The organism is Microbacterium terricola (genome assembly GCF_027943945.1).
Classification (GTDB): Bacteria; Actinomycetota; Actinomycetes; order Actinomycetales; family Microbacteriaceae; genus Microbacterium; species Microbacterium terricola.
Map to the genome: position 1 here is coordinate 1,910,849 of NZ_AP027141.1, position 22,140 is coordinate 1,932,988.

Consider the following 22,140-nt stretch of genomic DNA (forward strand, 5'->3'; position numbering starts at 1 on the left):
CGGTCAGACCGGCATGACGCGCGCGCCCGGCACCGGTCCGTGCACGTGCAGGGCGGGGTGGCGGGCCGCGGCGAGGGTCACCTGCAGCTCGAGGGCCTCCTCGGCGCCGCCGGCGAGGAAGGCGAGCGTCGGCCCCGATCCGGACACGAGGCCGGCGAGCGCACCCGAGCGCTCCGCGGTCTCGAGCACGTCGCGCAGTTCGGGGCGGGTCGAGAGCGCTGCGGCCTGCAGGTCGTTGCGCACGTAGGCGGCGAGCGCCACGGCGTCGCCGGCCCGGAGGGCGTGCAGCACCCCGGGGTCGACGGCGGGAACGCGCGGCGCAGGGGCGATGTCGGGCCCTGCGCGCAGCTCGTCGAGGCGGCGGTAGACCTCGGGGGTCGACAGGCCCTCCTCCGATGTCACGATGACCCAGTCGAAGCGCCCCTTCGCCAGCGCAGGGCTGAGCTGGTCACCGCGGCCGGTGCCGATGGCGGTGCCGCCCATGAGCGCGAACGGCACATCCGCGCCGAGCCGGGCGGCGAGGCGGTGCAGCCCGTGCGTGCCGAGCTCCGCGCCCCAGAGCGCGTCGCAGGCGACGAGGGCGGCGGCGGCATCCGCCGAGCCTCCGCCCATCCCGCCCGCGACGGGGACGTGCTTGACGATGTCGAGGTGCACGCCGCCGTCGTGGCCGATCTCCTTCGCGACCAGCCGCGCCGCCCGGAGCGCGAGATTGCGGTCGTCGGCGGGAACGCCGGTCACATCGACGGTGCCGGAGATCGACACCGTGAAGTCGCGTGCCGGCTCCGCCCAGACGTCCTCGTACAGCGAGACGGCCTGGTACGCCGATGCCACGTCGTGGTACCCGTCGGCCTGTGCACCGCCGACTTCGAAGAAAACGTTGAGCTTGCCGGGTGCCCGCACGTGCACGCGGTCGGCGACCAGGACCTCCGTCACAGCTGTGCCGACTCAGCCCACAGGTCGACGTCGATGCCGTCCGAGAGGGAGTCGATCTGCTCCAGCTCCTCGGCCGAGAAGCCGGGACCGGTCAGCGCCGCGATGTTCTCGTCGAGCTGTGCGGGGCGGCTCGCGCCGATGAGCGCCGAGGCGACCACGCCGTCGCGCAGGACCCACTGGATCGCCAGCTGCGCGAGCGTCTGCCCGCGCTCCTTCGCGATGACGTCGAGTCCGCGCAGCGTCGCCAGCCCGTGCGCGGAGAGCTGCTGCTGCGGCAGCGACGAGCGCTGCTGCGCGCGCTGCGCCGTGCCGTCGCCGAGGTACTTGTCGGTGAGCAGCCCCTGCGCGAGCGGGGTGAACGCGATCGCGCCCATGCCCTCCTGCTTCAGCACGCCGCTCAGGCCGTCCTCGACCCAGCGATTCAGGATCGAGTAGGCGGGCTGGTGGATCACCAGGGGCGTGCCCAGGTCGCGCGCGACGGCCGCGGCGACCGCGGTGCGCTCCGCGCTGTACGACGAGATGCCGACGTACAGCGCCTTGCCCTGCCGCACCAGCGTGTCGAGCGCCCCGATGGTCTCCTCGATGGGGGTGACCGGGTCGACCCGGTGCGAGTAGAAGATGTCGACGTAGTCGAGGCCCATGCGCGTGAGCGACTGCTCGGCGCTGGCGAGGATGTACTTGCGGCTGGCGAGGTCGCCATACGGACCGGGCCACATGTCCCATCCGGCCTTCGACGAGATGATCAGCTCATCGCGGTACGGGCGGAAGTCCTCGGCGAAGATGCGGCCGAAGTTCTTCTCGGCCGAGCCGTATGGCGGGCCGTAGTTGTTGGCCAGGTCGAAGTGGGTGATACCCCGGTCGAACGCGTGGCGCAGCAGCGTGCGCTGGTTGTCGATCGGGATGTTGTCGCCGAAGTTCCACCACAGCCCGAGCGACAGCGGCGGCAGGTACAGTCCCGAGGTGCCGACCTGGCGGTACTCGGTGCTCGCGTAGCGGTCGTCGGCGGCCGCGTAGGGCCGGTGGATATCGGCGACGTCGGGGCGGAAGCGCGGTGCGTCGGTCATCCTTCGACCCTAGCGAGCGAGCGGGCCCGCCGCGCGGGCGATGCGCACGAAGTCGTCGACCCCGAGCTCCTCGCCGCGGGCCGTGGGTACGACGCCTGCGGCGACGAGGATGTCGGATGCTGCGGCCGCCGACCCGCCGAGCACGCTCGACAGTGCCTGACGCAGCATCTTGCGCCGCTGCTGGAAGGCGGCGTCGACGATCGCGAAGGTGCGGCGGCGCTCGTCCTCGTCGGTGCGCGGCTCGGCGTCGCGGCGGAACGCGACCAGCACGCTGTCGACGTTGGGCACCGGCCAAAACACCTGGCGCGAGACCGTGCCGGCCAGCCGCCACGGGCCGTACCAGGCCGCCTTCACGCTCGGTGCGCCGTAGACCTTCGACCCTGGTGGGGCGGCCAGGCGCTCGCCCACCTCGGCCTGCACCATCACGACGCCGCGCTGCAGGTGCGGGAAGGTCTCCAGGAAATGCAGCAGCACCGGGACGCTCACGTTGTAGGGCAGGTTCGCGACCAGCACGCTGGGCTCGCCCGGCAGCTCCGACACGCGCAGCGCATCGGCGTCGACGACGGTCAAGGCGTCGGGGGCGACGCCGTGCGCCGCGGCCGTCTCCGGCAGCCGGGCGGCCAGGCGGTGGTCGATCTCGACGGCGGTGACCGCGGCCCCGGTCTCCAGGATCGCGAGCGTGAGCGATCCGAGCCCTGGCCCCACCTCGACGACGTGCTCCCCGGTTTGCACGCCGGCGACCTGCACGATCTTGCGCACGGTGTTGGCGTCGACGACGAAGTTCTGCCCGAGCTTCTTGGTCGGCGTCACGTCGAGTTCAGCGGCGAGCGCGCGGATCTCGCCGGCGCCGAGGAGGGTCACGGGCATGCGTTCACCCTACCCAGTCGGCATCCAGCCAATCGTCACGCGACGTTCACAGAGCGGGTACCCCGCCGTCGCGCGCCGCGCACATCATGGGGGTTCAGGCGTCGACGTGGCCGCGGAGGAAGCACCGACATCACTCCGGGGGGAAAGATGCCGATCACCCGACCACCCACACAGCTCACCCGATTCGACCGCGGCGGACGCGTCGTCCGCGTCAGCGAGACCTCCGCACTGTTCGTGCTGGTCTCGGTGCTCGCCACCCTCGGGGTGGTCGCGTACGCGCTGTTCCTGCTCAACCCGGCGAACCGCGGCGACCTGCTGCCCTACAGTCTCGTGCTCATCGCCGAGACGGTGCTGGTCGTGCAGGCGCTGCTGTCGATGTGGACGATCCTGTCCTCGGGGTACGAGCCGCGGGACTTCGCGTACCACGAGGCCCGCAGGACCCTGCTCGCAGACGGCGACGACACCGTCCGGCTCGGCGGCAGGGAGGTGCTCGTCGACGTCTACATCACGGCGTACGGCGAAGACCTCGACACCATCAGGCGGACCGTGGCTGCCGCGGTGGCGATGCGCGGCGCGCACCGCACCTGGGTGCTCGACGACGGGCGCTCGGACGCGCTCAAGGACGCCACGGCGGAGCTCGGCGCCTGGTACATCCGCCGGCTCAGCTCGAACGGCGCGAAGGCCGGCAATATCAACCACGCACTGTCGGCCACCACGGGCGAGTTCTTCGCGGTCTTCGATGCGGACTTCGTCCCCGACCCGGACTTCCTGGTCGAGACGGTGCCGTTCTTCACGGACGACAACGTGGCGTTCGTGCAGACCCCGCAGGCGTACGGCAACCTGCACACGGTCATCGCGCGCGGCGCCGCCTTCATGCAGACGGTGTTCTACCGGTTCGTCCAGCGCGGCCGCAACCGCTTCAACGCGGCCTTCTGCGTCGGCACGAACGTCATCTTCCGCCGTGCGGCGATCGACGACATCGGCGGCATCCACACGGACTCGAAGTCGGAGGATGTCTGGACCGCGCTGTCGTTGCACGAACGGGGCTGGCGCTCGGTCTACATCGCCGACATCCTCGCCGTCGGCGAGGCGCCCGAGACGATCGAGGCGTACAGCAAGCAGCAGCTGCGCTGGGCGACAGGCGGCTTCGAGATCCTGTTGACGCACAATCCGCTCAGCCCGCGTCGACGGCTGACGGGCGACCAGCGCGTGCAGTACTTCGTGACGGCGACGTTCTACCTCACCGGCATCTGCCCGCTGCTGCTCCTGCTCGTGCCGCCGCTGGAGATCTACTTCGACCTCCGCCCGATGAACCTCACCATCACGGCGGTGACGTGGGCGCTGTACTACGCGGGCTTCTACCTCATGCAGGTCGTGCTGGCGTGGTTCGTGGTCGGGTCGTTCCGGTGGGAGACGCTCACGCTCGCGACGGTCTCGTTCCCGATCTACACGAAGGCGCTCTGGAACGTGATCACCGGGAAGGACGTCGGCTGGCATGTCACCGGGTCGGCGTCCCACAGGTCGCCGTTCGAGTTCATCGTGCCGCAGGTGCTGTTCTTCGTGTTCCTCGCCCTGACCTCGGTGGTCGCGATCTGGCGGGATCTGCAGAACGGCACGCCCACGCTCGCGACGGCATGGAACCTCACGAACACCGTGATCCTCGGGGCGTTCATCGGCGCCGCGTTCCGCGAGCAGCACCTGGTGCGCCACCCGCAGCGGGTGCTCTCGACGTCGCCCCCCGCCGAGACGCCCGAGCTCGTCACGATCGTCGCCAGGCCGCTGCCTGTCCCCGCCGTCCCTGACGAGGTGCTCGTGGGACGTGCCGCCGCACGGGCCGCCATCGCCGAGCGGAGCATCGCATGACCTGGGGCGCCCGCATCCGGCTCCTCCTCGGGTTGCTGGTCGTGTTCGCGATCGTCGCCGCGTGCACGCTCGTGTTCACGCAGCGCCAGTCGAGGGCCGAGAGCCGGTCGGCGTCGATCACCGCCGAGTCGTTCACGGTCGGCAGCGCCTACCCGGGCACGGTGACGACCATGGACGCCGCAGTCGGCGACGAGGTCGAGGAGGGCGAGACGCTGTTCGAGGTGCGCAGTCCGCAGCTGGCGCGCGACCTCGAATCCGACGTCGTCACCGCGGACGACCTCGGCATGCCGGTCGACGACGACGGCACCTACGCCATCGTCTCGACCGTGGACGGCACGCTCTCGGAGGTGCTCGCCCCGGTGGGCGACTTCGTGCAGGGCGGCGAGGTGCTCGCGACCATCAACCGGGCGGGCACCCTGGCCGTGGCCGCCGAGTTCGTGCTGACCCCGCGGGACTACGGCCGCATCGGCGAGGGCTCGAGCGTCGAGGTGTCGCTGCCGGACGATCAGGTCGTCACCGGCACCGTGAGCACCATCGACGTCGACACGGTCGACGGCCAGGCGAGCTCGACGATCGTCATCGACAGCAAGGCCCTCGCCGCCGAGCCGATCGGGGGTCTCTACCAGCCGGGCACGCCGGTCACGGCGACCCTCCAGCTGCGCGATGACGGCCCGCTCGCGGGTGCCGCCGATGCGGCGCGCGACTTCCTGCGCAAGGTCGGGTGGTGAGCATCCGAGGCGGACGACGGATGCTGCGCCTCACCGCGATCGCCGCGGCGGCTGTGCTGTTGGGCGGCTGCACGGCGGCGGGCACCGACGCGGACACCGACGCGGGCCCCTCCGCCGCGCCGCTCGCCGACGTGCCGATGCAGCGCACCGCCACCCTCGACATGAGCAGGCTCGCCGAGGGGGTCACGCCGCCGACCAACCGCTGGTACTCGGGCCTCGCGTTCGGCGCCGACCCGCAGCCGGTGTACCCGTACCCCCTCGCGTTCGCCGCGTCGGCCGACGGCTTCGCGGTGGACCTGCCCCCGGTCACAGCGAGCGCGACCACGGTGTCCGCGCTGTTCGCCGGCGGTCTGGGCGTCGACCTCGCGGCCACCGGCTTCCAGGTCGTGCGCGCGGATCCCGTCTCGGTCACGCTGCGCTACTCGGACGGCGACGGCGCGATCGGCGACGTCACCGTCGCGGAGGGCTGGCCCGTCGTCGGGTTCACCGCCGCACGCGACGCCACCCTCACCCCGGCCGCTGCCCTCACGCCCTCGGGAGACGGGGTGTGGGCTGCTTCTGCCGACGAGACGTCCTTCGGCGTGACGGCTCCCGGCGCCGAGTGGGACGGCGGCGGCCTCCACGTCGCCGTCGGCGCGAGCGCGCAGTGGTTCGCCGTGCCCGCCGATTCCACACTGGCGGCGTGGACGGCGGCCCTGTCAGCACCGGTGGACGCCGTCGCCGTCTCCCACTCGACGACGGCCGAGACGGCCACGACCACCCTGGAGTACGAGGGCACCTCCGCGACCGTGCTCGTCCCGTTCGCCGGACGCGACGGCGCGGACGACTGCGGACTCGGCAGCTTCCCGACCGCCTACGGCACCGCATCCGCCTGCGCCGCGACCGGGCTCGAATGGGACGTGCCGCGGCTGGAAGCCCGCGATGCGTACGACCTCGCCCGGCTGGACGAGTCGGAGCGCGCGCGTCTCGCCACGCAGATCGACGCCGACCTCGCCGCCACCGGGCCGCTCCCGGTGGACACCTACTACGGCGGCAAGGCGCTCGCGCGGCTCGGCGATCTGCTCTCCCTCGCCCGTTCGATCGGGGCCGATGCGCTGGCTGACGAGGTGGCCGACCGGCTCGACGAGGAGCTCGCGCCCTGGATCCAGGCGGACGGGTGCGCGACACGCACCGCGCAGTGCGTCACCTACGACGACGCCCTGCACCTCGTGGTCGGGCGCGAGCCCTCGTTCGGCTCCGAGGAGGGCAACGACCACCACTTCCACTACGGGCACTTCCTGCTCGCGGCCGCGGCCCTCGCCGAGCACCGCCCCTCCGCCGCCGCCGCGCTCGCCCCCGTGATCGACCTCCTCGCCGCCGACATCGCCACCGGCGCCGACGACCCCGACCTGCCCGCGCTGCGGGTCTTCGACCCCTACCGCGGCCACTCGTGGGCGTCCGGCCCCGCGCCGTTCGCCGACGGCAACAACCAGGAGTCCAGCTCCGAGGCCGTCGCGGCGTGGAACGGCCTCGCGCTGTGGGCGCAGGTGCGCAGCGACGACGCCCTGGCGGCGACGGCGGAATGGATGCTGTCGGCCGAGGCCGAGGCCGCCCGCACACTCTGGCTGGAGCCGAAGGATCTCGCCGACGGGTACGAACACGGGATCGTCTCGCTGAGCTGGGGCGGCAAGCGCGACTACGCCACCTGGTTCAGCGCCGAGCCCTCGGCGATCCTCGGCATCCAGCTGCTGCCGATGGGTCCGCTCGCCCAGGAGTACCTCGCCGGCGACCCCGATCGGATCGCGCGGAACGTCGCGGAGGCGGGGGGCGCAGCATCCTTCCGTGGACCACTGGGCGACTACGTACTGATGTACTCCGCCCTCGCCGGCGCCGACGCGCTCGCCGTCGCGCAGGCCGCGCTGGCCGACCTGCCCGACGACGCCATCGACGACGGGAACTCCCGCTCGGCGATGCAGGCGTGGGTCGCCGCCGTCCACCTCGGTGGCTAGTGTGACAGGAGTGACCGACTCCTCCGCGATTCCCGCCAAAGCCTTCTCCCTCCGCAGCCCCTACGGGCGCCGAGCCGTCGGCCTGTCGGTCGCGGCGGCGGTCGGCGGGTTCCTGTTCGGCTTCGACTCCTCGGTCATCAACGGCGCGGTCGAGTCCATCCAGGGCAACTTCGAGATGGGCGAGGTCCTCACCGGCTTCGTCGTCGCGGTCGCCCTCCTCGGCTGCGCGGTCGGCGCGGTCATCGCGGGCAACCTGTCCGACCGGTGGGGCCGACTCAAGGTCATGATGCTGGGCTCGGCGATGTTCCTGATCAGCTCGATCGGGTCGGCGCTGTGCTTCAGCGTGCCCGACCTGATCCTGTGGCGCATCATCGGCGGCCTCGGCATCGGCATCGCCTCCGTCGTCGCCCCCGCCTATATCGCCGAGATCGCGCCCCGCCAGATCCGCGGCGGACTCGCCTCGCTGCAGCAGCTCGCGATCACCCTGGGCATCTTCGTCGCCCTGCTCAGCGACGCCCTGTTCGCGTGGGGCGCAGGCGGCGCCTCCGAGACCTTCTGGCTGGGCCTGGAGGCGTGGCGCTGGATGTTCCTCGTCGGCGTGATCCCGGCCGCCGTCTACGGCATCCTCGCCTTCACGATGCCCGAGTCGCCCCGCTACCTGCTCGCGAAGGGCCGCACCGACGAGGCGCGCGCGATCTTCGCCCGGCTCGTGCCGGAGGCCGACCTCGAGAAGACCGTCACCGAGCTGACCAACGCGATCGAGACGGATCGCAAGCACGCCGGCGTCTCGCTGCGCGGCCCCGTCTTCGGCCTGCAGGGCATCGTCTGGGTCGGCATCATCCTGTCGGTGTTCCAGCAGTTCGTCGGCATCAACGTGATCTTCTACTACTCGACGAGTCTCTGGCAGTCGGTCGGATTCCCCGAGGAGGCGGCCACCGGCATCAGCGTGGTGACGTCGATCACCAACGTGCTCATCACGCTCGTCGCGATCTTCCTGGTGGACCGGGTGGGCCGCAAGCCCATCCTCCTCACCGGCTCCGTGCTGATGACGGTGTCGCTCGCGGTGATGGCGATCTCGTTCGTGTTCTCGACCACCGATGCCGACGGTGCGGTCGTGCTGCCGGCCCCGTGGGGTCCGATCGCGCTCGTGGCCGCGAACGTGTTCGTGATCGGGTTCGGCGCGTCCTGGGGTCCGCTCGTCTGGGTGCTGCTCGGCGAGATCTTCCCGAGCCGCATCCGCGGCAAGGCGCTCGGCGTCGCAGCCGGTGCGCAGTGGGTCGCCAACTTCCTGGTGACTGTGAGCTTCCCGGCGATGTCGGCCTGGTCGCTCCCACTGACGTACGGTATGTATGCGGTGTTCGCTGCCCTCTCGTTCGTCTACGTGGCATGGAAGATCCCCGAGACCAAGGGCATGGAGCTCGAGCAGACCGAGACGCTGTTCACCCGACCTGCGAAGAAGTCGCGCGGCGACTGAGACAGGCACAGCGGCGAAATCTCCGCGAAACCGCACGCGCCTACCCTGGGCGCACCGCATTTCGAAGGAGGACGCCCATGAACGCGTTGACCGCGCTGCCCGCAGGATCCGTCCCCTGGTCCGCCCTGCTCGATCGAGACGACGTCGTGCTCGAGCGTGGCATCCTGCACCTCCACGACCCCGCCGCGACGCCGGATGCGGCGCGCACCGCCGATCTGCTCCTGATCGCCGACGCGCTCGAATCCGCCGGCATCGCCGTCGTGCTCATCCGCCACGGGCTGCACTCCCCCGCACTCGCGATCGACGCGACCCACCGCAGCGCCGCCGTCGCGGCCCTGACCGCGCTCGGCGCGCGCGAGCCGCTCTACGTCAAGCCCAAGGGAGCCGCTCCCGTGCTGTTCGCCGAGGCGGCCAAGGAGCCCCGCACCGACGCGCTGCGCCTGTTCCGGCCGCGGCTGGTGCGCGCGGGGGTGCTCGCGTACGGCGTCGAGTCCAGCGTCCGCGTCGAGTTCTGGCGCACCGAGGACGGCATCGTCCACGCGCCGCGCGAGAACGCCGTGATGCGCCGCGCGACCCCCGCGGAGGACGTGGAGCAGGTCGAGATCGAGCGCTTCGGGCGCACCTGGTCGAGCATCGCCGGCATGTTCGACCCGCACCCGGACGAGTTCACCGCCGACGTCGACATCGTCTTCTCGTGGGTGGACGGATCGTCGACCGAGTTCCAGCGCCAGCGCGCGGCCCGGCTGGCCGAGTACGTCGTGGGCGAAGGCGACGACGGCCCCGCCCGCTACCGGCACGTCGACGAGCTCCGCTACGCCCTGCGCAGCGTGCACATGTACGCGCCGTGGGTGCGGCGGATCTTCATCGCCACCGATTCCCCCGCACCGGCCTGGCTGCTCGATCACCCGAAGGTGACGATCGTCCGCAGCGAGGAGTTCTTCGCCGACCCGACGGTGCTGCCGACGCACAACTCGCACGCCGTCGAGGCCCAGCTGCACCGCATCGACGGACTCGCCGAGCACTTCCTGTACTCGAACGACGACATGTTCTTCGGCCGCCCGGTCGACCCCGAGCTGTTCTTCACGCCCGGCGGGGTCTCGAAGTTCGTCGAGTGCGGCGTCCGCATCGGCACCGGCCCGACGCGCCTCGAGCGCAGCGGCCACGACAATGCGCTGCGCGTGAACCGCGCCCTCCTGCAGGAGCGCTTCGGCCGCGTGATCACGCGCGACCTGGAGCACTGCGCGACGCCGCTGCGCCGCAGCGTCATGGCCGAGCTCGAACGCGAGTACGCCGACGACTTCGCCCGCACTGCGGCATCCCGCTTCCGCGCCGCGACCGACATCTCCGCGACCAACTGCCTGTACCACTACCACGCGCTGTTCACGGGGCGTGCGATCGCGACGAACGAGCCGCGGGTGCGCTACGTGCAGACCACGATGGCCTCGGCACTGCCGCGGCTGGAGCGCCTCACCTCCGACCGGCGCGTCGACATGTTCTGCCTGAACGACGGCGGGGCAGCCGACGTGCCGGAGTCCGTGCGGGTGCGCGCCGTGGTGGACGCGCTGGAGCGCATGTTCCCCGTGGCAGGACCCTGGGAGCGCCCCGAGGTCAGCGCAGTACCGGCAGCGGCTGAGTCGGCGGCGCGCTCCGGCGCGGGCCGCTGACCGCCGCGGGTCCGATGCCCGCCTCCGCGAGGCGGCGCAGCGCCTCCGCTGCGTCGACGTACTCGAGCGGATGCGGCGCGGCCGCCACCGGGACGACGGAGTGGACGACCGTGTCGTCGTAGACGTGCACGAGGTTGTACCCCTGAGCGCCGTCCTGCGGCCGGGTGCCCCCGACCGGCACGGTGAGGTCCTGCGTGTAGCAGGTGGCCGACGCCACCGAGACGGGAATGCCCGCGAAGGTCGCGAACGTCGAGTAGTGCAGGTGCCCCGCGATGATCGCGCGCACGTCGCTGCCGCGCAGCACGCCGCTGAGGCGCGCCTGATCGCGCAGTTCGACCGTGGCCGCGAGCGGCAGCACGCTCGGGACGGGCGGGTGGTGCATGGCGAGGATCGTGCCCAGCGGCGCCGGCGTGGCCAGCACGTCGCGCAGCCACCTGAGCTGCTCATCGCGCAGCTCTCCGTGGTGGTGGCCAGGCACGGTGGTGTCCAGGGTGACGAGACGAAGCCCGTCGAGCTCATCGACCCGATCGACAGGGGCGAGCGAGGCGGCTTCATCGCCGTGGAGGACGGTGCGGAACGCGGCCCGGTCGTCGTGGTTGCCCATCACCCACAGCACGCGGGTGCCCAGGCGCGCGGCGAACGGCTCGACGAGGGCACGCAGCTGCAGATAGGCCGCGGGCTCGCCGTAGTCGGCGAGATCGCCGGTGACCACCACGGCGTGCGGGCGCAGGCCGCTCGCCTCGATGGAGGCGAGCACGCGACCGAGACGCTCGGCCGCGTCGATCTCGTCGTACAGCTTCGAGCCTGCCGCGCGCAGGTGCGTGTCGCTCAGATGCACCAGCACGCGCTCGGGCGCGGTGTACTCGGCGGAGCGCATGCGGTCCCCCTGCCTCGGGTGCCGAGATCGTGAGGTCACTCGACTTCCGCAGAATGTTACCGGCATGTTTCGTACAGCTGGGGACGCGCCGATGACCGGCGTGTGAACGCGAGGGCGTCAGTCGGCGAACGAGCCGTACACCGCGACGGTGTTCGCCGCGATCTGCGCGCAGAACGCGTCGAGGTCGACACCGAGCTCCGCGGCCATGAACCGCACCGTGACGGGGATCAGGTACGGCGCGTTGGGACGGCCGCGGTAGGGCGTCGGGGTGAGGAACGGCGCGTCGGTCTCGACGAGGATCCGCTCCAGCGGCGTCACCGCGAGCGCGTCGCGGAGGGTCTGCGCGTTGCGGAATGTGACGTTGCCGGCGAACGACAGGTAGTAGCCGCGCTCCGCGCTGAACCTGGCCATCGCCTCGTCGCCCGAGAAGCAGTGGAACACCGTGCGCTCCGGCGCGCCCACCCGCTCCAGGGTCTCGAGCACCGGCGCATGCGCATCACGGTCGTGGATCTGCATCGCGATGCCGTGCTTCTTGGCGAGGGCGATGTGCGCCTCGAAGCTCTCGAACTGCGCGGGCATCCCGGTCTCGTCGGTGCGGAAGACATCGAGCCCGGTCTCTCCGATCGCCCGCACGCGCGGCTGCGCGGCCAGCTCGTCGATGACGGCGATCGCCTCGTCGAGTCGCCCCGCCGCGGCGTACAACGGCGCCTCGTTCGGGTGGATCGCGACCGCCGCGAGCACCCGCGGGTGGGATGCCGCCGCCCAGGCGGACCACCGGCTCGACTCGATGTCGCCGCCCGCCTGCACGACCCCGATCACACCGACGGACTCGGCGCGCGCGAGCTGCTCGTCCAGGCTCAGTCCGTCCGCGGCGGAGTCCGACTCCGACGAGGGCCCGTCCTGGATCTCGAGGTGCGCGTGGTTGTCGTACACCGGCACGGCCAGCGGCTCGGGCGCGGGCGGATAGCTCACGTCGCGCGACCCCTTCTCGCGCTGCCGCACGTACTGGCTGGGGTCGGTCACGCGCTCTCCACACGGGGGAACAGCGGCGCGAGCTGCTGCACCGTCGTCCCCGCCGGCAGGAGGCCCCATGCTCCGGCTTCGCGCAGCGGCTGGTCGACGAGCGCCCCGAGGGCTCCGTCGGCGCCGAGCGCGACCCACAGCTTGGCGGTCGCCGCCGGGATCACGGGCGACAGCAGCACGGCCAGGGCGCGCAGCCCCTCCGCCGCCGTGTACAGGACGGTGCTCAGGCGCGCCCGGTTCTCCGCGTCCTTGGCCAGCGCCCACGGCTCGTTCTCGGTGATGTACCCGTTCAGCGCGTCGACGATGGTCCAGACCGCGGCGATCGCCTCGTCGATGCGGAAGCGCTCGATGGCGGCGTCCGCCGCCCTCGCGGCATCCGCCACCGTCTTCTGCACGGCCAGGTCGCCGTCCGTGTACTCGCCGGCCGCAGGCACGACGCCGTCGAAGTACCGCTCGATCATGGCGATCGTGCGCGAGGCGAGGTTGCCGAAGCCGTTCGCGAGCTCGGCCTGATAGCGCGCGGCGAGGTCCTCCCACGAGAAGGAGCCGTCCTGGCCGAACGCGATCGCCGACAGGAAGTAGAACCGGTAGGCGTCCGACCCGAACACGTCGGTGATCTCGGTCGGCGCGATGCCGGTGAGCTTCGACTTCGACATCTTCTCGCCGCCGACGAGCAGCCAGCCGTGCGCGAACACGCCGCGGGGCACCTCGAGCCCGGCCGCCATGAGCATGGCCGGCCAGATGACGGCGTGGAAGCGGAGGATGTCCTTGCCCACCACGTGGTACGCCGGCCAGCGGCGGTCGAACTGCTCCGCATCGTTGCCGTAGCCGACGGCGGTGGCGTAATTCAGCAGCGCGTCGACCCACACGTAGATGACGTGGCGCTCGTCCCACGGCACCTGGATGCCCCAGTCGAACGCCGAGCGCGAGATGGAGAGGTCCTTGAGCCCGTTCTTGACGAACGAGACGACCTCGTTGCGCGCGGACTCCGGACGGATGAAGTCCGGCTGCGTCCGGTAGAGCTCGAGCAGCTTGTCCTGGAACTCGCTGAGCTTGAAGAAGTAGTTCTTCTCCTGGAGCAGCTCGAGCGGCTTGGAGTGGATGGCGCAGACCTTCAGGCCCTCGAAGGCGCCGGTGCCGTCGACGATCTCGGACTCCGGCTTGAACTCCTCGCAGCCCACGCAGTACAGCGCCTCGTACTCACCTGCGTAGATGTAGCCGCGGTCGTAGATGGCCTGCACGAACTGCTGCACGCGCTCCTCATGACGCTGCTGCGTCGTGCGGATGAAGTCGTCGTTGGCGACGTCGAGGGTCGTCAGCAGCGGGAACCACGACTCGGTGACGAGCTTGTCGACCCACTCCTGCGGCGTCACGCCGTTGGCGGCGGCCGCGCGGAGCATCTTCTGGCCGTGTTCGTCGGTGCCGGTCAGCATCCATGTGTCGTCGCCGGCCTGGCGGTGCCACCGCGCGAGCGTGTCGACGGCCACCGTCGTGTACCCGTGCCCGATGTGGGGCACATCGCTCGGGTAGTAGATCGGGGTCGTGATGTAGAAGGAGCCGCCTGATGTCACCAGTGAAGTCTAGTTCCGGCTGGTGCCGCCGCTTCCCGTGTGACGGGGCCTACGCGCTCTCGCGCGCGACGAGCGTCGTCGGCAGCACGACGGCCTCGCGCGGGCGCCCGGCGATGACGTCGAGGATCATCTCGACCATCGAGCTGCTGATCTGCGCCCACGGCTGGCGCATCGTCGTGAGGGGCGGGTCGTGGGTGGCGGCGAGGCCGGAATCGTCGAAGCCCGCGACGGCGAGGTCGTCGGGGACGCGGCGCCCCATCCGGCGGGCCGCGGCGATCGCGCCGACGGCCATGACGTCGGATGCGGCGAACACGGCGTCGATGTCGGGCGCGCGCTCGAGGAGCTTCGTCATGGCGGCGGCGCCCGCCTCGGCGTCGTAGCTGTCCTGCTCGACGAGGTCGGGGTCGAACCGGTCGCCCATCACCTCCTGGAAGCCCTCGAGGCGGTGCCGTCCGCCGGGGGTGTCGTTGGGGCCCGTGATGATCGCGATCTTCCGGTAGCCGCGGTCGATCAGGTACCGGGTCATGACGCGCGCCGACTCCTCCTCGTCGACCGAGACCGTCGGCACGTGGGCGCGGTCGCCCAGCGGCACGCCGCTGCAGACAGTGGGGACGCCGGCGGCGATGAGGGAGGCGAGCAGCGGGTCCGACTCGTGCGAGGAGATCAGCAGCACGCCGTCGACGTGGCCCGCCCGCACGTAGTGCTCGACATTGGCCCGCTCTGCGGCGGTGTCGGCGATGAGCAGGACGAGGGTCATCGAGCGCTGCGCGAGCGCCTCGGTCGCCCCGCGCAGCAGCAGCGCGAAGGTCGGGTCGGAGAACAGCAGGTGCTGCGACTCGGTGAGCAGGAACGCCACAGAGTCGGCGCGGCCCGTCGCGAGGCTGCGCGCCGCGTGGTTCGCGGTGTAGCCGGTGCGGCGGATGGCCTCTTCGACGGCCTCGCGCGCGTCGGGCGAGACCCAGTGCCCGCCGTTGATCACCCGCGACACCGTGCCGCGCGACACACCGGCGGCAGCCGCCACATCGCGGATCGTCGGGCGCCTTCGCTCGTCAGTCTCGGTCACGCCGCGACTCTATCGTGGGACCGGTCACAGTTGAATAACGAACCCCTGCAGCGACTTGATCGGACCGAGGCCGCCGAGTAAGACTGTGACCGGTCACAGGTTTGTCCCAGACCCGCCCCGACCGCCGTTGCGCACCCGCGCCGTCACAGATCCGAAGGAGGGTCTCCATGACCTCGTCGCCCGCCTGGCCCGATCTGCGGGGAATCGCCTATGGCGGTGACTACACCCCGGAGCAGTGGCCGCGAGAGACGTGGATCGAGGACGTCGCCCTGATGAAGCAGGCGGGGGTCAACCTCGTCAGCGTGGGCATCTTCGCGTGGGCCCTCATCGAGACCGACGAGGGCGAGTTCGACTTCGCGTGGCTCGACGAGCTGCTCGACCTGCTGCACGAGAACGGCATCCGCGCCGACCTCGGCACCCCGACGGCATCCCCGCCCGCGTGGTTCTTCGCCGCGCACCCGGACGCCAGGGTGCTCACCCGCGACGGCACCGTGATGGGCTTCGGCGCCCGCGGCATGGCATCGCACTCGTCGCCTGCGTACCGCGACGCGGTCGTCCGCATCGCCTCCGCGCTCGCCGAGCGCTACGGCGACCACCCCGCCGTGGTGCTGTGGCACATCCACAACGAGTACGGCGTGCCCGTCGGCGAGGACTACTCGGAGCAGTCGGTCCGCGCGTTCCGCGGCTGGCTGCAGGACCGCTACGGCACCCTGGACGCCCTGAACACCGCGTGGGGAACCACCTTCTGGGGTCAGCGCTACGGCGACTGGGAGCACATCGGCGCTCCCGCCGCGGCACCCTCCGTGGTCAACCCCGCGCAGCGCCTCGACTTCGCGCGCTTCACGGACCACCAGCTGCGCGAGTGCTTCATCCTCGAGCGCGACGCGATCCGCGCGCACGCCGCGCAGCCGATCACGACGAACTTCATGGCGAACCAGAGCTGGACGACCGACATGTGGGCATGGGCCCGCGAGCTCGACATCGTCTCGGACGACCACTACCTGTGGGCCGCAGACGAGGAGGGCGAGATCGGCCTGGCCATCGCGGCCGACCTCTCCCGCTCGGTCGGCGGCGGCAAGCCGTGGATCCTGATGGAGCACTCCACCTCCGCCGTGAACTGGCAGCCGCGCAACGTCGCCAAGCGACCGGGTGAGATGGCGCGCAACTCGCTGTCGCACCTCGCCCGCGGCGCCGACGCCATCCTCTTCTTCCAGTGGCGCGCCTCCCGCTCGGGTGCGGAGAAGTTCCACTCCGCGATGATCCCCCACGCCGGCACGGAGTCCCGCGTGTTCCGCGAGGTCGTCGACCTCGGCGCGAAGCTCGGCAGGCTCGACGAGGTCCGCGGATCGCGCGTCGTCGCCGACGTCGCGGTGCTGTGGGACTTCGAGTCGTTCTGGGCGCAGGACCTGGAGTGGCGGCCCTCGGAGGACATCACCCACCAGACCCAGGTGCGCGCGTACTACGAGCAGCTCTGGCGCGACGGGATCACCGTCGACTTCGCCCTGCCCGGCCAGGACCTGTCCGGCTACCGCCTGGTGGTCGCGCCCGCGCAGTACCTGCTGTCCGCGGCCGACGCCGCGAACCTCACCGCGTACGTCGAAGCCGGCGGCACCCTGGTCGTCTCGTTCTTCTCCGGGATCGTGGACGAGAACGACGCCGTCCACCCCGGCGGCTTCGGAGCCCCCCTCAAGGACGCACTCGGCGTCCGAGTCGAGGAGTTCCTCCCGCTGCGCGAGGGCGACGCCACGACGATCGCCTGGAGCGGCGGCGAGCCTGGCACGCTCGGCGCGACCGCCTGGCAGGAGGACCTCGTCGTCGAGGGCGCGGAGGTCGTCGCGACGTACATCGACGGCCCCGGCGCCGGCCGGCCCGCCATCACCCGCCACAGCCACGGCGCGGGCACCGGCTGGTACGTGAGCACGAAGCTCGATCGCGCGGGGCTCACCGCGCTGATGGGCGCCGTGTACGCGGATGCCGACGTCGCCCCGAGCGGCTATCCCGAGGGATTCGAACTGGTCACCCGGCGCGGCGCTGACGCCGACTACCTGGTGGCGATCAACCATCGCAGCGAGACCGTATCGTTGCGGGCCGCCGGCACCGAGCTGCTGACGGGAACACAGATCGCGGGCATGCTGGACGTGGCGGGTGGCGAAGTAGCCGTCCTCCGTACTCCACGAGTCCTCGAGGGGGGTGGTCTCTGACCGTCCCCACCACCGCAGCCTCGGCTGCACCACAGCACTAAGGAACACGACGTCGTGGCCGCCGGTCACGACACCCGCCAAGAAAAGGTCGTGACGGCGCGATCTCCCACGGGGAGCGCTGGACCGACCGCACCACGGAAGGAAAATCCATGCGCAAGATGGGAATCGGCGCCGTCGCACTCGCCTCGGCCATCCTCCTCGCCGGCTGCAGCAGCAGCCCCAGCGCGACCCCGTCCGAGACGGAGGACGCCGCGATCGACGCCTCGGGCGTCACGCTGACGATCTGGACCGACGAGAACCGCAAGCCCGCCATCGAGGCCGCCGCGGCCGCGTTCGAAGAGGAGACGGGCGGCAAGATCGAGCTCGTCCAGAAGAACTTCGAAGACATCCGCAACGACTTCATCAACCAGGTCCCGACCGGTGAGGGCCCCGACCTCACGATCGGTGCGCACGACTGGCTCGGCGCGCTCGTCGCCGCCGGTGTCGTGGACACCATCGACCTGGGCGACAAGGCCGACTCGTTCGAGGACGTCGCGCTGTCGGCGATGACCTACGACGGTCAGCTCTACGCGCTGCCGTACTCGCTCGAGACGATCGCGCTCATCCAGAACACCGACCTCGTCGGCGAGGACGCCCCCGCCACGTGGGACGACATGATCGCCGCGGGCGAGGAGTCCGGCGCCGAGCGGCCGTTCGTGATCAACACGGGCGGGCAGACCGGTGACGCGTACACGATGTACGGGTTCCAGACCTCCTTCGGCGCCCCCGTGTTCGTCCAGGACGACACCGGCTCCTACACGAGCGAGGTCGGCATGGGCGGCGACGCCGGCACCGCCTTCGCCGAGTGGCTCGGCGCGGAGGGCGAGAAGGGCACCAAGCACATCTCGACCACGATCGACTACGACACCAACAACGAGCTGTTCGCGTCCGGCAAGGCCGCGTACACCGTCCAGGGCCCGTGGGCGATCGAGACCCTCACCGCTCAGGGCGCCAAGATCAAGGTGAACCCGATCCCCTCGGCCGGCGGCGAGACCGCTGCTCCGTTCGTGGGCGTGCAGGGCTTCTACCTGAGCTCGCAGAGCGAGAACGCGCTGGTCGCACAGGAGTTCCTCGTGAACTACCTCGCCACCGACGACGCGCAGAAGGCGCTCTACGAGGCCGACCCGCGCATCCCCGCGTGGAGCAGCCTGGCCGAGGAGGTCTCCTCCGACCCGGTCATCGCCGGCTTCCTCGCGTCGTCGCAGAACGGCGTCCCGATGCCGTCGATCCCCGAGATGGGCTCGGTCTGGGACCTCTGGAACGCCGCTCAGGTGCAGATCATCAAGGGCGCTGACCCGGCGTCGACGTGGGACAAGATGGTCGCCGACCTCGAGGCCGCGATCGGCTGATCCCCTGTCCGGGGCGGGAGCACCGCTCCCGCCCCGGACACCGCATGACACCCGTCGAGTAGGAGAAGCACATGTCGGTTCCGCAGGGGACGGCCACAGAGCCCGCGACGGCGCCATCGGCGCCCCCACGCGAGTCGCACGCCCGCGCATGGAAAGGCCTCGGTTGGGGCTTCCTCGTGAAGCTCGTCATCCTGGCGGTGATCAACGCCTTCGGCGTCCTGACGATCATCGCTGCCGCTCAGGTCGGGTCCTGGATCGTTCTCGTCGGTTCGATCGTCATCCTGCTCGTCGCCGACGTGGTCTACTTCACCAAGCGCTCGATCCCCCTCAAGTACCTGCTGCCCGGACTGATCTTCCTGTTCGTCTTCCAGGTCTTCATCTTCGGCTACACGGCGTTCATCGCCTTCACCAATTACGGCACCGGGCACGTCGGCACCCAGGAGCAGGCCGTCGAGGCCGCCCTCATCCAGGGCGAGCGGCGCGTCGAAGGCTCCCCCACCTACCCGCTCGCCGTCGTGGAGCGGGCCGGCGTCCTCGGCTTCGCGATCACCGACGCCGGTGAGGTCAAGGTCGGCAGCGCCGAGCAGCCCCTCGAGGTCGTGGCGCAGACCGGCGACACCGGCGCCCCGGCCGACGTGCCGGGGTGGCAGATCGTCCCGCGCAACGACCTCATCAGCGACAAGGCGATGCAGCAGGAAGTGCAGGAGCTGCGCGTGCCGGTGTCGGACGACCCGAACGAGGGCTCCATCCGCACCCGCGACGGCAGCACCGGCGCGATCTACACGTCCACGCTGGTCTGGGACGAGCAGGCGCAGACGATCACCGACACGGTCAACGGCACGGTCTACAGCGCCGACGACCACGGCAACTTCGTCGCGGAGGACGGCACCAAGCTCCCCACGGGCTGGGCGGTGACGGTCGGCTGGGAGAACTTCACGCGACTGTTCACCGATCCCGCGCTCTTCGAAGCGCTCTCGGTGGTGGCCGTGTGGACGGTGGTGTTCGCCGTCCTGTCGGTCGCGATCCCGTTCGCGATGGGCCTCATCCTCGCGATCATTTACAACGACCCCCGGGTGCGCGGACGCAAGTTCCTCCGCACGCTCTTCATCCTCCCGTACGCGTTCCCCGCCTTCATGTCGGCGCTGCTGTTCCGGGGCATGTTCAACTCCGAGTTCGGCGTCATCAACGAGCTCTTCTTCTTCGGCGCGAACATCGACTGGCTGGGCGACCCCTGGCTGGCGCGGGGCGCGGTGCTGTTCGTCAACATCTGGCTGACCTACCCGTACTACTTCCTGGTGTGCACCGGCGCGATCCAGGCGCTGCCCGCCGACGCCCTGGAGGCCGCGTCGATCGACGGCGCGAGCCGCTCACGCCAGCTGCGGTCGATCATCCTGCCGCTGGTGCTCGTTGCGACCGCGCCCCTGCTGATCTCGTCGTTCGCCTTCAGCTTCAACAACTTCACGGTCATCTACATGTTCAACAACGGCGGTCCGGCCATACCGGGCGCGCCGTATGCGCTCGGAGCCACGGACATCCTCATATCCGCGATCTGGGACATCTCCGGCGTCTCCGGGGGTGCCGCCGACTACGGCCTCGCCAGTGCGCTCTCGATCATCGTGTTCATCGTGGTCGGCGTGATCGCCGCGATCGCGTTCCGACAGACCCGCAAGCTCGAGGAGTTCTAGAGATGTCCGAGACGACGCTCACAGACACCGTCCGCACGACGGGACAGAAGCCGGGGCAGGACGGCAGTCGCACGGCGGCCCGCCGCAGGCGCTGGATCCTCGAGGTCGGCTGGAAGTACCTGCTGGCGGTGGTGGTGCTCTTCTACGCCGTCTTCCCGCTCGTCTACATCCTCTCGGCGTCCTTCAACCCGAGCACGAGCCTCGCCGCCAGCAACGCGATCTTCTCGGCGTTCGACCTGTCGAACTACGCGGCCCTCGCCGACACGAGCTACTGGACCTGGTTCGCGAACACGCTGATCGTCGGCTTCGCCTCGGCGATCGGCGCCGTCCTGATGGGTGCCGCCGCCGCGTACGCGTTCTCGCGGTTCCGGTTCGCCGGGCGGCGCGGGGGCCTCACCACGCTCCTGATCATCCAGATGTTCCCGCAGGCGCTCGCCTTCGTCGCCATCTTCCTCATGCTGCTGAGCCTCGGCGAGGTCGTCCCCGCACTGGGGCTGAACTCCAAGCTCGCCCTGATCTGCGTGTATCTCGGCGGCGCGCTCGGCGTGAACACCTTCCTCATGTACGGGTTCTTCAACACCATCCCCATCGAGATCGACGAGTCCGCCAAGATCGACGGCGCCACGCACGCGCAGATCTTCTGGCGGCTGATCATCCCGCTGGTCACCCCGATCCTCGCGGTGGTCGCCCTGCTCTCGTTCATCGCGGCGTTCGGCGACTACATCGTGTCGAAGATCGTGCTCGTCTCCGAGGACAACTGGACCCTCGCGGTCGGCATGTTCCAGTGGGTGTCGAACCAGCTCTCCGCCAACTGGGGACTGTTCGCCGCGGGGGCGGTGCTCGCCTCGATCCCGGTGCTGGTGCTGTTCTTCTCGCTGCAGCGCTACATCGTCGGCGGCCTCATCGCCGGCTCCGTCAAGGGCTGAGCTCAGCGCTTGGCGGCCAGGCCGGCCTGATACAGCTCGCGCGACGAGTGCCCGGTGTGCGCGGAGACCTCCGCCGCAGCATCCTTCAGTCTGGTTCCGGCCGCCACCTGCGCGAGCACCTGGGCGACGGCGTCGGGGAACGCCACCTCCTGCTCGGTCGCGCCGTCGACGACGATGACGAGCTCGCCGCGCACCCCGGCGGCGGCCCACTCCACGAGCTCCGCGAGCGAGCCGCGCGCGACCTCCTCATGGAGCTTCGTGAGCTCCCGGCACACCGCCGCCCGCCGCTCTGCGCCGAACACCGCGGCCATGTCGGCGAGGGTCGCCCCCACCCTGGTCGGGGCGTCGAAGAAGACCATGGTGCGCGACTCGGCGGCCAGCGACCGGAACGCCGCGCGCCGCTCCCCCGACTTCCGCCCGACGAAACCCTCGAACGTGAAGCGGTCGGTCGGCAGCCCCGACACCGCGAGCGCGGTGAGCACGGCGCTCGGCCCGGGGATCGCCGTGACGGTGACCCCCTGCGCCGCGGCCTCCACGACGAGCCCGTAGCCCGGATCGCTCACCGTCGGCATGCCCGCGTCGCTGAGCACCAGGAGGTCCTGCTCGCGCGCGAGCGCCACGAGCTCGGCAGCGCGCTGCTTCTCGTTGTGGTCGTGGAGGGCGATCAGCCGCGGGCGGTTGTCGATGCCGAGCGCAGCGAGGAGCCGCTGTGTGGTGCGGGTGTCCTCCGCGGCGATGACGGTCGCCGATCCGAGCGCCTCGATCAGCCGCCGCGACGCGTCAGAGAGGTTCCCGATCGGCGTCGCAGCGAGGATGATCACCGCC

At 70.8% G+C, this 22,140-nt stretch carries 17 protein-coding genes; 9 read left to right on the forward strand and 8 right to left on the reverse strand.

The features are described 5' to 3' along the window. Positions 1–3: 3 nt before the first annotated feature. Genes Microterr_RS09015 through rsmA form a run of 3 tightly spaced genes read right to left on the reverse strand, consistent with a single transcriptional unit; the run spans position 4 to position 2,864 of the window. Positions 4–933 (reverse strand): 4-(cytidine 5'-diphospho)-2-C-methyl-D-erythritol kinase, encoded by a 930-nt coding sequence (locus tag Microterr_RS09015; RefSeq protein ID WP_263798295.1) that lies wholly within the window; start codon positions 931–933, stop codon positions 4–6. Further along, on the reverse strand, positions 930–1,997 hold the full coding sequence (locus Microterr_RS09020; protein WP_263798294.1) for an aldo/keto reductase: 1,068 nt from the start codon (positions 1,995–1,997) through the stop codon (positions 930–932). Before Microterr_RS09020 ends, Microterr_RS09015 begins: the two co-directional genes overlap by 4 nt. 9 nt (positions 1,998–2,006) lie before the next feature. Then, a complete protein-coding gene (rsmA, locus tag Microterr_RS09025; RefSeq protein WP_263798293.1) occupies positions 2,007–2,864 on the reverse strand; it encodes a 16S rRNA (adenine(1518)-N(6)/adenine(1519)-N(6))-dimethyltransferase RsmA in 858 nt (285 codons plus the stop codon). 147 nt (positions 2,865–3,011) lie between these two features. Between rsmA and Microterr_RS09030 the strand changes: the two genes are divergently transcribed. From Microterr_RS09030 to Microterr_RS09050, 5 genes are all read left to right on the forward strand, one after another. Beyond that, the gene (locus tag Microterr_RS09030; protein WP_263798292.1) at positions 3,012–4,727 is read left to right on the forward strand and encodes a glycosyltransferase family 2 protein; all 1,716 of its coding nucleotides are present in this window, start codon (positions 3,012–3,014) and stop codon (positions 4,725–4,727) included. After that, complete coding sequence (locus tag Microterr_RS09035; protein WP_263798291.1) at positions 4,724–5,455, forward strand: HlyD family secretion protein; 732 nt, start codon at positions 4,724–4,726, stop codon at positions 5,453–5,455. The genes Microterr_RS09030 and Microterr_RS09035 overlap by 4 nt, the downstream gene beginning before the upstream one ends. Continuing rightward, a complete protein-coding gene (locus Microterr_RS09040; RefSeq protein WP_263798290.1) occupies positions 5,452–7,443 on the forward strand; it encodes a glycosyl hydrolase in 1,992 nt (663 codons plus the stop codon). The genes Microterr_RS09035 and Microterr_RS09040 overlap by 4 nt, the downstream gene beginning before the upstream one ends. A 10-nt stretch (positions 7,444–7,453) precedes the next feature. Next, positions 7,454–8,917 (forward strand): sugar porter family MFS transporter, encoded by a 1,464-nt coding sequence (locus tag Microterr_RS09045; protein ID WP_263798289.1) that lies wholly within the window; start codon positions 7,454–7,456, stop codon positions 8,915–8,917. A gap of 77 nt (positions 8,918–8,994) precedes the next feature. Continuing rightward, positions 8,995–10,581, forward strand: a complete 1,587-nt coding sequence (locus Microterr_RS09050) for a stealth family protein (RefSeq protein WP_263798288.1) — start codon at positions 8,995–8,997, stop codon at positions 10,579–10,581. Here the strand turns inward: Microterr_RS09050 and Microterr_RS09055 are convergent. The 4 genes from Microterr_RS09055 to Microterr_RS09070 form a co-directional block, all read right to left on the reverse strand. Further along, positions 10,526–11,458 carry a phosphodiesterase gene (locus tag Microterr_RS09055; RefSeq protein WP_263798287.1) on the reverse strand — a complete coding sequence of 311 codons (933 nt, stop codon included), beginning with the start codon at positions 11,456–11,458 and terminating at the stop codon, positions 10,526–10,528. The genes Microterr_RS09050 and Microterr_RS09055 overlap by 56 nt on opposite strands. A 117-nt stretch (positions 11,459–11,575) precedes the next feature. After that, positions 11,576–12,481, reverse strand: a complete 906-nt coding sequence (locus tag Microterr_RS09060) for a TatD family hydrolase (protein ID WP_263798286.1) — start codon at positions 12,479–12,481, stop codon at positions 11,576–11,578. Next, a complete protein-coding gene (gene metG / locus Microterr_RS09065) occupies positions 12,478–14,052 on the reverse strand; it encodes a methionine--tRNA ligase (protein WP_263798285.1) in 1,575 nt (524 codons plus the stop codon). The genes Microterr_RS09060 and metG overlap by 4 nt, the downstream gene beginning before the upstream one ends. A 49-nt stretch (positions 14,053–14,101) precedes the next feature. Further along, positions 14,102–15,115: a LacI family DNA-binding transcriptional regulator gene (locus tag Microterr_RS09070; RefSeq protein ID WP_263798284.1), complete on the reverse strand. Its 1,014-nt coding sequence runs from the start codon at positions 15,113–15,115 to the stop codon at positions 14,102–14,104. Between the two features lie 167 nt (positions 15,116–15,282). Between Microterr_RS09070 and Microterr_RS09075 the strand changes: the two genes are divergently transcribed. The 4 genes from Microterr_RS09075 (at position 15,283) to Microterr_RS09090 (ending at position 21,315) form a co-directional block, all read left to right on the forward strand. Then, positions 15,283–17,316 carry a beta-galactosidase gene (locus tag Microterr_RS09075; RefSeq protein ID WP_263798283.1) on the forward strand — a complete coding sequence of 678 codons (2,034 nt, stop codon included), beginning with the start codon at positions 15,283–15,285 and terminating at the stop codon, positions 17,314–17,316. A 149-nt stretch (positions 17,317–17,465) separates the two neighbouring features. Then, entirely contained in the window at positions 17,466–18,704 is a 1,239-nt protein-coding gene (locus Microterr_RS09080; RefSeq protein ID WP_263798282.1) for a sugar ABC transporter substrate-binding protein, read from the forward strand. A gap of 71 nt (positions 18,705–18,775) precedes the next feature. Beyond that, positions 18,776–20,389: an ABC transporter permease subunit gene (locus Microterr_RS09085; protein WP_263798281.1), complete on the forward strand. Its 1,614-nt coding sequence runs from the start codon at positions 18,776–18,778 to the stop codon at positions 20,387–20,389. A gap of 2 nt (positions 20,390–20,391) precedes the next feature. Continuing rightward, entirely contained in the window at positions 20,392–21,315 is a 924-nt protein-coding gene (locus Microterr_RS09090; RefSeq protein WP_263798280.1) for a sugar ABC transporter permease, read from the forward strand. Between the two features lie 2 nt (positions 21,316–21,317). Here the strand turns inward: Microterr_RS09090 and rsmI are convergent, their stop codons facing one another. Beyond that, positions 21,318–22,136, reverse strand: coding sequence for a 16S rRNA (cytidine(1402)-2'-O)-methyltransferase (gene rsmI / locus Microterr_RS09095; protein WP_263798279.1), 819 nt, complete (start codon positions 22,134–22,136; stop codon positions 21,318–21,320). Positions 22,137–22,140 lie beyond the last annotated feature (4 nt).

What these genes read in the sequence shown, in the direction of transcription:
- Microterr_RS09020 (WP_263798294.1), bottom strand. Translation starts at nt 1,997, where the DNA reads ATGACCGACGCACCGCGCTTCCGCCCCGACGTCGCCGATATCCACCGG.
- rsmA (WP_263798293.1), bottom strand. Translation starts at nt 2,864, where the DNA reads ATGCCCGTGACCCTCCTCGGCGCCGGCGAGATCCGCGCGCTCGCCGCT.
- Microterr_RS09030 (WP_263798292.1), top strand. Translation starts at nt 3,012, where the DNA reads ATGCCGATCACCCGACCACCCACACAGCTCACCCGATTCGACCGCGGC.
- Microterr_RS09035 (WP_263798291.1), top strand. Translation starts at nt 4,724, where the DNA reads ATGACCTGGGGCGCCCGCATCCGGCTCCTCCTCGGGTTGCTGGTCGTG.
- Microterr_RS09050 (WP_263798288.1), top strand. Translation starts at nt 8,995, where the DNA reads ATGAACGCGTTGACCGCGCTGCCCGCAGGATCCGTCCCCTGGTCCGCC.
- Microterr_RS09055 (WP_263798287.1), bottom strand. Translation starts at nt 11,458, where the DNA reads ATGCGCTCCGCCGAGTACACCGCGCCCGAGCGCGTGCTGGTGCATCTG.
- Microterr_RS09075 (WP_263798283.1), top strand. Translation starts at nt 15,283, where the DNA reads ATGACCTCGTCGCCCGCCTGGCCCGATCTGCGGGGAATCGCCTATGGC.
- Microterr_RS09080 (WP_263798282.1), top strand. Translation starts at nt 17,466, where the DNA reads ATGCGCAAGATGGGAATCGGCGCCGTCGCACTCGCCTCGGCCATCCTC.
- Microterr_RS09085 (WP_263798281.1), top strand. Translation starts at nt 18,776, where the DNA reads ATGTCGGTTCCGCAGGGGACGGCCACAGAGCCCGCGACGGCGCCATCG.
- Microterr_RS09090 (WP_263798280.1), top strand. Translation starts at nt 20,392, where the DNA reads ATGTCCGAGACGACGCTCACAGACACCGTCCGCACGACGGGACAGAAG.